8 protein-coding genes are annotated in these 12,435 nt (G+C 36.3%); 7 read left to right on the top strand and 1 reads right to left on the bottom strand.

Going from position 1 to position 12,435, the window contains the following annotated elements; translation table 11 throughout:
- The 6 genes from J2Y60_RS23245 to J2Y60_RS23270 all read left to right on the top strand — a co-directional run bounded on the left by J2Y60_RS23245 (position 1) and on the right by J2Y60_RS23270 (position 7,673).
- Entirely contained in the window at positions 1–1,128 is a 1,128-nt protein-coding gene (locus J2Y60_RS23245) for a serine hydrolase domain-containing protein (protein ID WP_309924247.1), read from the top strand.
- A complete protein-coding gene (locus J2Y60_RS23250) occupies positions 1,125–2,753 on the top strand; it encodes a glycoside hydrolase 43 family protein (protein WP_409014248.1) in 1,629 nt (542 codons plus the stop codon). The genes J2Y60_RS23245 and J2Y60_RS23250 overlap by 4 nt, the downstream gene beginning before the upstream one ends.
- 33 nt (positions 2,754–2,786) lie before the next feature.
- Complete coding sequence (locus J2Y60_RS23255; RefSeq protein ID WP_309924249.1) at positions 2,787–5,063, top strand: heparinase II/III family protein; 2,277 nt, start codon at positions 2,787–2,789, stop codon at positions 5,061–5,063.
- A 10-nt stretch (positions 5,064–5,073) separates the two neighbouring features.
- Positions 5,074–5,421, top strand: coding sequence for an MmcQ/YjbR family DNA-binding protein (locus tag J2Y60_RS23260; protein WP_309924251.1), 348 nt, complete (start codon positions 5,074–5,076; stop codon positions 5,419–5,421).
- A 116-nt stretch (positions 5,422–5,537) separates the two neighbouring features.
- The gene (locus tag J2Y60_RS23265) at positions 5,538–6,359 is read left to right on the top strand and encodes an alpha/beta hydrolase family protein (protein ID WP_309924253.1); all 822 of its coding nucleotides are present in this window, start codon (positions 5,538–5,540) and stop codon (positions 6,357–6,359) included.
- A gap of 21 nt (positions 6,360–6,380) precedes the next feature.
- On the top strand, positions 6,381–7,673 hold the full coding sequence (locus tag J2Y60_RS23270) for a DUF4861 domain-containing protein (protein ID WP_309924255.1): 1,293 nt from the start codon (positions 6,381–6,383) through the stop codon (positions 7,671–7,673).
- Between the two features lie 118 nt (positions 7,674–7,791).
- Here the strand turns inward: J2Y60_RS23270 and J2Y60_RS23275 are convergent, their stop codons facing one another.
- Positions 7,792–10,764, bottom strand: coding sequence for a TonB-dependent receptor domain-containing protein (locus J2Y60_RS23275; RefSeq protein ID WP_309924257.1), 2,973 nt, complete (start codon positions 10,762–10,764; stop codon positions 7,792–7,794).
- A 428-nt stretch (positions 10,765–11,192) separates the two neighbouring features.
- Here J2Y60_RS23275 and J2Y60_RS23280 point away from each other — a divergent pair, with 428 nt between their 5' ends.
- Positions 11,193–12,263, top strand: coding sequence for a mannose-1-phosphate guanylyltransferase (locus tag J2Y60_RS23280; RefSeq protein ID WP_309924259.1), 1,071 nt, complete (start codon positions 11,193–11,195; stop codon positions 12,261–12,263).
- The last annotated feature ends 172 nt before the right edge of the window (positions 12,264–12,435 follow it).

A 12,435-nucleotide genomic window follows, 5' to 3' on the forward strand; every position in this document is an offset into this window, starting at 1 on the left:
ATGAAAACGATACAAAATAAGCTTCAGTTTTTATTGATGATATGTTTAGTATTTTCAGGAAAGACTGACGCCTTTTCTCAAGGCTTTGCTTTGCTCGATAATCAAGTACAAACTTGGGTAGATAGTGGATATTATCATGGAGCGAATTTGATTGTCGGTAATCGTCAAAAAGTACTTCATCAAAAATCATTCGGTAATTATCAACCCCAAACCAGTACTTATATTGCTTCGGCAGGTAAATGGTTGGCTTCAGCTACGATTGCTGTATTGGTGGACGAAGGAAAATTATCTTGGGACGATAAAGTAATAAAATGGTTACCCGAATTTGCTGATGCCAAAGGACAAGCTACGCTTCGTCAATTATTTTCCCATACTGCCAATTATCCTGATTATCAACCCAAAGGAAACCACAGAGACGACTATCAAACGTTAGAAGAATCTGTCAGACATATTTTACCCTTAGCGGTTGAAAAGCCTATTGACTCTTCTATAAAACGCCAATTTCATTATGGAGGTTTAGCGATGCAAGTGGCAGGCAGAATGGCTGAATTAGCTACAGGGAAAACATGGGAAAGTATATTTCAAGAAAAGATTGCTCGTCCTTTACAAATGTCTCATACACATTTTACTCCTGTAGATTCAGTAGGAGGAGGGCATAGCCCCATGTTGGGTGGAGGAGCGGTTTCAACGGTAAACGACTACGCTCATTTTTTGCAGATGTTTTTAAATAAAGGCGTTTACAAAGGCAAAAGAATTTTATCCGAAAAAGCAATTGCTGAAATGCAAGCTGACCAAATTGGTGATGCTTTTGTGAAAATGCCAGAGTTTCCTCAAAAAGTACGTGCTGCCAAACATAAAAGTATTTATGGTTTGGGTTTATGGAGAGAAGAAATTGATAAGAAGGGTAACGCTACCCTAATCAGTAGCCCAAGTTGGGCAGGAGCTTACCCTTGGATTGATTATAAAAATGGCACTTTTGGCTTTCTACTAACACACATCGTAGATAGAAAAATGGGGAAGAATAATTTTAACTCTTTTTATGCAAGTCCAATTTTGGCTTATTTATTAAGAGAAGAGCTTCACCAACTTCCAAAAAATAACATCAAAGGTAAAATTTCAAAGAAATGACAAAGACAATTATTAAAGCATTCTGCTTGTGGGGAATCATGTTGCTTGCCAACGATGGAATGTCTCAATACAAATCAAAAGTTTGGGTAGCTGACAATGGAGATGGAACCTACACCAATCCGATTATCCATGCTGATTATTCAGACCCCGATGTGGTGAGAGTGGGAGCAGATTATTATTTAGTAGCCTCCTCTTTTGAAAACATCCCTGGACTACCGATTCTACATTCTAAAGATTTAGTGAATTGGAAAATATTGACGAATGCTTTAATCAAACAACCTCCCTTTGACGTTTTTGCCACACCTCAGCATGGGAAAGGTGTTTGGGCTCCAGCCATTCGTTATCACAAAGGCGAATTCATGATTTATTATCCAGACCCAGACTTTGGGATTTATGTGATAAAAGCAAAGAATCCAGCAGGCCCTTGGTCAAACCCGATTATGGTTGAAGCAGGTAAAGGACTAATAGACCCTTGTCCGTTTTGGGATGATAATGGTAAAGCCTATTTAGTACATGGATACGCAGGAAGTAGAGCAGGGATTAAAAGTATTATTGTATTAAAAACACTAAGCGACGACGGTACAAAAGTATTGGACGACGGCAAACTCGTGTTTGATGGGCATGATTTAGACCCAACCTTAGAAGGTCCTAAGATGTACAAACGCAACGGTTATTACTACATTTTTGCACCAGCAGGCGGTGTGGCTACGGGCTGGCAATTGGCTTTACGTTCAAAAAATATTTATGGTCCTTACGAACGTAAAGTAGTATTAGACCAAGGTAAAAGTACAGTAAATGGGCCACACCAAGGTGCTTGGATAAATACTCCCGCAGGTGAAGATTGGTTTATTCATTTTCAAGAGAAAACGATGTATGGTAGAATTACACACCTACAACCGATGAAGTGGGTAAACGATTGGCCAGTAATTGGTATTGACCAAGATGGTGATGGAAAAGGCGAACCAGTTTTGACCTACAAAAAACCCAAAGTAGCAGGTGTATTTCCGATTGAAACTCCTCAAGAATCAGATGAATTCAATGATTTATCTATTGGTAAACAATGGCAATGGAATGCGAATCCTAAAGCTACGTGGTCGTATATGAATCCATCCAAAGGAGTAATGCGACTGTTTTCTGATAAGATTGATGCCGATAAAAACCTTTGGTGGTCACCGAATGTATTGTTACAAAAGTTTCCGGCACCAGTATTTACAGCTACTACAAAATTGGTATTCAAGCCTAATGAGCGTATTGAGAATGAAAAAGTAGGTTTAACCGTAATGGGGTATAGCTATGCAAACATTGCCTTGAAATCTAAAAAAGATGGCGTGTATTTGGTACATACTATAGGGAAAGATGCCGATAATTTAAAACCAGAAAAAGAAAATACGATTACCAAAATAGATGCTAGTCTAGCAATCTATTTAAGACTAAAAGTTGCCGATGGCGGACTTTGCACCTTTAGTTATAGTACTGACGGCACAACATTTAAAGAAGTAGGAGAAGCCTTCCAAGCTGAAACGGGACGTTGGGTAGGTGCCAAAATGGGTCTTTTTATTACCAGAGAAACAACCATTAACGATTCAGGCTATGCCGATTTCGATTGGTTTAGGGTTGAAAAATAAACATTATAACAAATTATTACCAGTATAGAACCAATGAAAGTAAAACAGCTATTTTTTCTCATTACCATTTTTTGTTATTTCTCAATAACGACTTTTGCCCAAAAACATCAGAACCTGTACTTCACCAAAGACAGGGTAGATTTATTGAAGCAAAGGATAGTAACGGAAGAAGAATTCAAGAATAATTGGAATGATGTACTTTCGGAGGCAAATGCACTTTTGACAAAAAAGGATTATGGTAAAATTGATTACCTATCGTTAGCCTATTTGGTAACAGGCGAAAAAAAATATGCAGATAAAACAAAAGCCCTTTTGTTGGATTTGTGTACACGTACAACGTGGTCGAATCCAGAAATGCTAAAACGTCAACCTGCTTGGTCTTCAGATTTAAAGACGGCTGAAAACTGTTGGAATGTAGCGATGGGTTTAGAAGGTGTTTATAACGAACTAACGAAGGAAGAACGAAAGACAATCGTTGATGGTGTGATGCGAATGGGAATTCGTCCAGCGGTCAACGAATGGCTTTTACCCGAAAACCGTATCCATAGTTTAAACTCTATGGGACATAACTGGTGGACAGCCTGTGTGTATATGGCAGGTGTAGCTTCCTTGGCTATTAAAGACGATGCCCCAGAGGTAAATCCCTGGATTGAAGAAATGAATCAGGCATCAAAAGAATGGTTTGGTTTTGCAGGAGACCAATTGCAAGCAAAACCCAAAACATGGGATGCTAAAGGAGGAATGTATGAAAGTGTAAACTATGCTGCCTTTGGGGTATCTGAATATTTGTTCTTCCGTTTGGCTCATCAAAATGTATTACCCAAAGTAAAACAACCAGAGATTTCGTTATTGAAAAATATTCCGAACTTTTTTATGCACGTTGGTTATCCACGTGATGGAATGTTGTATTCCTTAAACTTTGGGGATAGTCATAAAAACATCGTAGGCGAACGCCCTGTGAAACTACTTTGGGCATTGGGCTATCAAAATCCCAATGCTTTATGGTATTTGAATCAAATCGAAAACTTTCAACATCGCGAAGGCTTGTTTAAAAATGCTCCTTTAGGCATTCTGTATCATCCAGACATGGCAAAAGCACCTAAATTACCAGATTTGCCAACATCTGAAATTTTTGAAGAGATGGACTGGACGACTATGCGGACTTCTTGGGAGAAAAATGCCACCATGCTAGGCATAAAGTCGGGGCATACTTGGAATCATTCACATGCTGATGCTAATTCATTTATACTATTTCATAAAGGTGAAGCTGTGATTAAAGATGCTGGCAATAGTAGTTATGGCACAAAAGAGTATCCAGAGTATTTTTTCCAAAGTCCTGCTCATAATGTCCTTACTTTTAATGGAAAATATCAGCCTAAGGAACAACAATATGGCGGCTCGCCATTGCGAGGAGAGATGAGTGAATTACTCGATGCTGGTGATATGAAATATGTAATGGCGAATGGTACAGGGCCAACATCGAGCATTTATGCTAGAAACTTTCGCCATTTTTTATGGATAGGTAAAGTAATTTTAATTATTGATGATGTGAAAGCCTATGAAGCAGGGAAGTTTGAATGGCTTTTGCATCCAGAAGGGGAATCAAGAAAAGAACGTGGCGACATTAGTATTGTGAATAAGAAAGCGTCTGTGTTAGTACGTCCATTGTTCCCAGAAACGTTGGTTGAAACGGGCTTTAACCATGATTTTCCAGAGAAAATGATTCTCTCTGAAATACTTGCTCCGAAAGAGGATAATGTGAAAGAACAAGAAAAATATTATAGTATTGCTTCGCCAGAACCAATGCGACAAACAAAATTTATTACTGCCATTATTTTAAAAGATTCTGTCAATGATAAAAACATTCCAGAGATAGAGCGCTTAAAAGGAGATGAGATGATTGGTGTACGTATCAAACAAAATGGAAAAGTAACGGACGTGTATTTAAACCTACAGGCAGATGGGAGATTGATGCACCTGAATAGTATTAAAACCTTTAATGGTTATACCACAGATGCCTACCTGACAAGTATTTCATATCCAGAAAATAAGCCTAACGAAGTAAGTGATTACTTTATAGGTTATGGAAGCTTTTTACGTAAAGACAACAAAACATTGTATAGCTCACTCTCTAAATTATTTTTTATAGCCAAAAATCAACATAATACGTTTAATATAAACGTTAGTGGCCAGCCAATAATTAATGCTATCTTTAACCTAGAAAAAAAGCCACAAAGCGTTTCTATCAACAATCAAAATAGTGGGGTTGATTATGCCAATGGACAACTAAAAATTAAACTAGGCAACTAAAAATAACCCTATGAACATAGAAAGAATTAGAGAAATCTGTTTGTCTTTTGAAGATACTGCTGAAGGCATAAAATACGGAGACCAACTCTGTTTTATGGTCATGGGAAAGGTTTTTTGTTCATCCAATATCAAGAACCTTGATAAAGCTAATTTCAAAGTAGCTGATGAGCTATTTGAAGAGCTTTGTGATAGAGAAGGTATCGTTCCTGCACCTTATGGAGGAGCTAAATTCAAATGGGTGCAAGTGACTAGTTTTGATATATTGAATGACAAGGAATGGATAAGGTATCTCGGAGAATCTTATGATTTGATAAAAGCTAAATTACCCAAAAAGGCTTTGAAGAAAGATAAAACATGAAATACAGGGGTAGTGTTATCTATCAAAAATTAGCTATTATTTTGAGGGAAATACTGTAAAATCAATATGTTTTTTTCACTTTTGTTAATCAAATATATTTTAAACAATTTAACAAAATGAGATACATACAAAATACATTATTGGCTTTTTTCCTATTTTTTAATCTGGTATGTCGTGCAGCCGTAGTTGACACAGTAGTGACTTACAGTGCATCTATGAAAAAAAACATTAAGGCAGTAGTAATTGTGCCAGACAATTATAAAACTCAAAAAGCATTACCTGTTGTATATCTTTTGCATGGCTACAGCGATAACTATTCTGGCTGGCTTACCAAAGCCAAAGGTTTTGAAAAAGCAGTTGACCAATACAATATGATAATTGTTTGTCCAGACGGTGGTTTTTCAAGCTGGTATTGGGATAGCCCAGTTGACCCAACCTATCAATACGAAACCTATGTATCTACAGAATTGGTAAAATGGGTAGATGATAACTACAAAACAATAAAAGACCGAAAAGCCAGAGGAATAACGGGTTTGAGTATGGGTGGGCATGGTGCATTGTATCTTGCCTTGAAGCATCAAGACGTTTTTGGTACGGCTGGAAGCATGAGCGGAGGCGTTGATATTCGTCCTTTCCCTAATAATTGGGATATGGCAAAACGCCTTGGAAAATATTCAGAACAACCTGAGCGTTGGGAGAAGAACACTGTCATTAATCTATTGCACTTGCTTACGCCTAATTCACTATCATTAATCATTGACTGTGGCACAGAAGATTTTTTCTATGAAGTAAATCAAAAACTCCATGAGCAATTATTATACAGAAATATTCCACATGATTACCTTACCAGACCAGGCGGTCATAACTGGCCTTATTGGTACAACGCTATTCAGTATCAGTTGCTTTTCATGAATAATTATTTCACGAAGGCAAAATAATTTTAATATAACTATTCAAATATGAAGCAAAGTACATCCATCAAAGTAAAAACAATTATTAACGTCAGCCTATTAAGTTTGTCATCACTCTGTTATGCTCAAAAAAGTAGTGTAGTTACTTTTAAGAATGAACTAGCGACTGAGAAAAAGAATGAATTAATCGTACTGAAAAGGGCTTTCTTAGAGGCAAAACTTGGTAAAGTACCAGTATCAAAATATGTAATTTTTGCTAATGAAAACAAGCAACCTATTTTGGCACAATACGATGACCTAAATGGTGATGGCAAATGGGATGAAATAGCTTTATTACAGTCTTTTGTAGCCAATCAAGTAAAAAGCTTTAAGATTTCAGTCTCAGATAGACCCGCTACGATAAAAGCATTAGTAAGAGCCAATGTACGTCATCGTCGGAAAAACGCTGATGATACCTTTGGAGATATTTTAGATAAAGATGCTGTAAAAGGAACACAACCTGCTACAGATTTTTCAAAACAGCCATTGCCTCCGTTCCTTACAGAAGGGCCTGCATGGGAAAATGATAAGGTCGGCTTTCGGGTTTATTTTGATACTCGCAATGCCAAAGATATTTGGGGTAAAACTACTTCCCAAATGGTACTGAACGAAGTAGGACTAGATACAGCCAATAATTACCACAAACAAGCCGATTGGGGAATGGATGTATTAAAAGTTGGAAAATCGTTAGGGGCAGGGTCGTTAGCTTTAACCTTCAAAAATGCTTCAGGAAAAGATACCTTGGTAAGGCTAGGCGATAATAATTTTGAGGAGGTACAATATGTGAAAATTAGTAATGGTCCACTTAGAGCAGTCTTTAAGTTGAAATATAAGAACTGGAAAATTGCAAAGCATTTAGCGCCTGTTCAAGTAGAAGAAGTGATTAGCATTTGGGGAGGACAGTATTTTTATGAAAGCTCAGTATCGTTAAAAAATGCTCCGAAAGGTGCTGTTTTGACAACTGGTATTGTGAATTTGCATAGCAAAAATTCATTTGAAATAGCTTCTAATAAAATTACGGGACTTTATACGTATGACCAGCAAAGTGAGAACCACGATAATTTAGGCATGGCGATTGTGGTTCCTAAAAGCAGTTTGATATCCTTCGGACAAACGCCTAATTCTGGTACAGGCATATTAAATACTTATACTGTCAATTTGAAATTAATCAATGGAAAGACATCATTTAGGTTTTATGCTGGATGGGAAAAAAGCGAAGAATTCTTCAAAAATAAAGAAGGTTTTGAAGAATTCTTAAAGCAAGAAATGAAGTTAATGGAATCACCGTTGAATTTGAAGTAGATTACAAGACTGTAGGACTTGATGACTAGAGGAATAAGAATAAAAAAAATAACCCTGAGAATTGCCAGATTTGGTTTTTCTCAGGGTTATTTTATGATGAATAAATGCTAATACTCGCTTATTTATTCAAAAGTTCGTCAAAAGCAATACCTATATAGAACATTGAACCAACTGTTGGATTACCCCATGAAGTAACATAAGACTTGCCTAAGATATTAGTACCACCTAGCTTAATGATAGATTTAATACTAGCTACTTTTTTAGAAACCTGAGCATCCAGTGTGCTGAAAGCTGGAATATTTCCTGCCTGTAGCGTGTTTACGGCTGGGCTTACAAAGCTCGACTGCCAGATAAATGATTCTTGGTATCTCCATACAACATTGAACCCAAGACCTGTTTTTGCAATATTACGATTACCTAAAGAGAAGTTATAGCGATACGCTGGAGTATTATATTGTAACTGACCAGAAGTAAGACCACCATCATTGCTTAATACGTTATGAGAAACGTTTCCACCAATATTGAAGCCACCAGGCAGGGCATAATCTAACCCAATAGCCCATCCTTCAGTTTTTACATCATTATCAGCATTAGTTGGTAATGAATAAGGTTGAACTCTTCCAGCAATGGCAGGATCTGGTTTAACTACTACTTGAGATATAGAGAAGTTTGTAAATGTACTAGTATAATAGTATGCATCAACAAATAGTTTTTGTGCAACTAAACCTTTATACCCGATTTCCCATGAAGCAACTCTTTCAGGTTTGTATTCTTTACGATTGTATACTTGCCATTTTGTAGGGTCAGTTGGGTTAGCCAATACAGACTGGTAAATGTAGCTTTTTCCTGATAACTGATAGCGTGTATCAAATAAAGGTAAACCACCAATCAAACGAGCCTGAGGCGTTAATAAATCAATGTATTGGTCTTGTGTTGTTGGTATTCTAAAACCTGTTTGATAAGACAAACGGAAATTATGATTATTAGTAGGAGAGAATACACCTGATACTCTTGGTGTAAATTGTCCTGCAAAATTTTCGTTCTTGTCATAACGTAATGAACCAGAAAGTCTAAACTTTTTGTCAAATAAATCTTTAGCTAATTGAGTATAAGCACCAAATTCGCTGATTGTAAATTCTTTAGCATTAGGATTGCTTGACCCATCAGCATTTGCTTCTTGTGTTGCAAACAAGGTGCCGCCAGAGTTTAATGAATAAGTACGGTAGTTTGCACCAACAATTACATCTACTACATTATTGAATGCTTGTGAAAGATTATACATACCTTCGATAGCATATAAATTTGATTTATCATTGAATTTTGCTCCTCGTGGAATAGGCTGGCTTTTTACATTATCAAGTGTAGTATTCCATGATGGACTGGCTGGAGTTAAACGACCAGCATCTGCCAAAGTACGAGCAGCAGTATGATAAGCACCAAATTGACTTTGTGTACTCGCAGCAGCAGCTGTCATAGCGGCAGCAGGAGCAAGTCCTTGACCTAATGCACCAGCAAAAATAGTCGCATAGTTTGTTAGAGCTGTCTGAGCAAATGTACCAAAATATTGTGGATACCATGTAGTACTTGGCTTCCAAGCTTCATTTACCAACGAGCCTAATGTTCCAGTTGCATATGCATCTCCCGAACGCTCTTGCGTAGTGTATGCTCTCACAAAGAAGTTAGAACCTTTGATTTCGAGTTTATACTGGCCTAAGCTGAAATTCTTGATTGAATAACGGTCTGCACCTGTATAAAGCGTTGTTCCATTCCCCCAACTTGCCTGAGCTATCGCTTCTACGTTATCGTTAATTCGATAATGCAAAGCACCGTTAAGTTTTAAACTAGTAGTTCCATAAGAAGCTAAATCGTTTTCATTATAGCCTATACGAGAAATATTAGAAGTCGTTTGACCTGGAATAATGGCATCAAAAATTTGTTTTGGACTTTGTCCAGTTAATTGAAGCAATGATTTTCCTCCGATACCAGGAATGTTAGCTGGATAAACAAAAGTAGCAATAGCTCCTAAAATAGCTGAAGTACCGTTTGCACCATTACCAGGCGTACCATTACCTAATAAACCACTATACATATTTACGTTAGTTTCATCACCATAAGTGTTTACACCATTATAAGCTAAATTGTTATCACGCGTACCATTGAAATTACTACCGTTCAAAAAGCTTTGATCACGAAAGTCGTTTGCTTGCCAGTCGTCTGCTTTCAAATATGAAAAGTTAGCTTTAAAGGCAAATTTATTATTAAATGCCTTAGCATAACGGATAGAAGCATCATAATATCCTGTTGTTGCTACAGAACGACTTGACTCATTCATTACGCCTGTTTTAACAGAGGCACTCAACCCTTGATATAAAAAAGGACTTTTAGAATTCATTAACAAAATACCATTCAAAGCATTAGGACCATATAGGGCAGAAGCAGCACCCGGTAATAATTCTGCTGACTCAAGGTCTAGTTCAGAAATACCGACAATGTTTCCTACTGAAAAATTTAAGCCAGGAGCTTGATTGTCCATTCCATCAATTAACTGAACCATTCTGACATTACCATTGGCATTGAATCCGCGTGTATTTACAGAACTAAATGTTAATGATTGTGTACTTACTTCAACACCTTTCAAGTTTTTTAAGGCATCATAAAAACTTACTGATGGCGTATTTTGTATGGCTCTGATGTCCATTTTCTCAATAGAAACAGGCGACTTCATGATGCTTTGTTCAACCCTTGAAGCAGAAATAACCACCTCTTGCCCCATGATAACTTGTTCTGATAATGTTATATCATAATTACTTTTACTACCATCCACAATAAATTCCTGCGTATTATATCCAACGCTTGATACAATTACAGTAAAAGGAGTGGGCGTACTTGTAGTAAGTGAAAATGAACCCTTAGTATCTGATATTGTTCCTATCACTCTTCCTTTTACTGAAATACTTACACCAATCAACGGTTCTTTTGTAGAACCATCGCTTATTTTACCCGAGATTTTTGTTTGGGCAAATAGCATTGAGGTCAAAAACAATAGTGAGGTGACTAACCCAAGCCTGATTGTCGTAAAATAATTTTTCATACGTTTCTTTGTTAGTGAATAAAAATTGAAATAGTATCTTCTCCGTGATGTTTTGAATTATTATACAAATAGAAAGAAAATTTTGGATTTTATTATGCAAGCAGAGTAAATTTTTTACATTTTTTCTTAAAATTGTCTAATATGCTTAAATATAAGCACAAAATATTAGCCATAATCCATTCTTCAATCAAGATAATAGTTTAATTTTAGTAAATCACCCATTCACGAGCTATTATCAAAGCAAGGAATTTACCGAACAACATAGGTTGTGTATTAGGTAGTTAAATTAGATTTTTTGGTATTTAAAATAGTTTTTGTTGTTAAATTATGAAGCTTTTCTTGATAATTTCTTTTTTTTCAAAACTATACATACCTTTAAATTCCAGAATCATAGCACACAACTAAAAAATAAAAATTAATACTAAATCATGAATAAAAATAACTATGTAGTAATCATGGCAGGAGGGGTAGGTACTCGTTTTTGGCCATTTAGTAGAACAAACAATCCAAAACAATTTCATGATGTTTTAGGTACGGGTAGAACGCTTTTACAGCAAACAGCTGACCGTTTTGAAAATATTTGTCCAAATGAAAATATTTATATTGTAACAAGTGCCGATTACATTGATTTAATAAAAACACAATTGCCTTTTTTGTCGGATAGCCAAATATTAGCAGAGCCTATCCGCAGAAATACAGCACCTTGTGTGGCGTATGCTTGTTATAAAATTGGCAAGCAAAACCCAGATGCAAATATTGTAGTTGCTCCGGCCGACCATATTATATTGAAAGAAAACGAGTTTGAAAAAAGAATAAATATTGCGCTTGAAACTGCTGCTAGCGGAGATGTATTAGTAACGCTTGGAATTACACCAACCAGACCCGATACTGGTTATGGTTATATTCAGTATGATCAATCTGAAACAGAAGTTAAAAGAGTAAAGACATTCAGAGAGAAGCCAAATTTAGAATTAGCAAAAGCTTTTATTGAAAGTGGCGACTATGTTTGGAATGCTGGAATTTTTATCTGGACTGCCAAGGCAATCAAAAAGGCATTTGCAGATAATAGTCCTGCTGTACATAATGTTTTTGAAGCAGGTAATGATATTTATTACACTGAACAAGAAACAGATTTCATCAATGAGATATATCAAAACTGTGAGAGTATCTCAATTGACTATGCCATTATGGAAAAAGCTGAGAACGTATTTACAGTGTTAGGAAATATTGGCTGGTCTGATTTAGGTACTTGGAAATCATTGTATGAAGTATCAGATAAGGACGAAGATGCTAATGTGATTGATGGTGCAACAATGCTTTATGACGTTAAAAACAGTATCATTAAAACGCCTAAAGATAGATTAGTAGTCATTCAAGGACTAGATGGTTATATCGTAGCCGAGTATGATAATGTATTGATGATTTGTGAAAAAGAGCAGGAGCAATTTGTTAAGAGCTTTGTAGCAGATGCTACAAAGAAAGGAAAAGAGTTTGTGTAGGCTTACCTTTAAATAAAATATGTGTTTTGAATGAATCCACTCTGTTTTTGAGTGGATTTTTCATTTTGTTGGAGCTCCGTAGGCTTTCCTTTAATGTTGTAAATATTTAATTATCAATATATTACAAAAAAACAACCCCGAAAAAGTGTCAATACTGGCAATTTTCGGGGTT

The organism is Arcicella sp. BE140 (assembly GCF_031456255.1).
Taxonomy (GTDB): domain Bacteria; phylum Bacteroidota; class Bacteroidia; order Cytophagales; family Spirosomataceae; genus Arcicella; species Arcicella aquatica.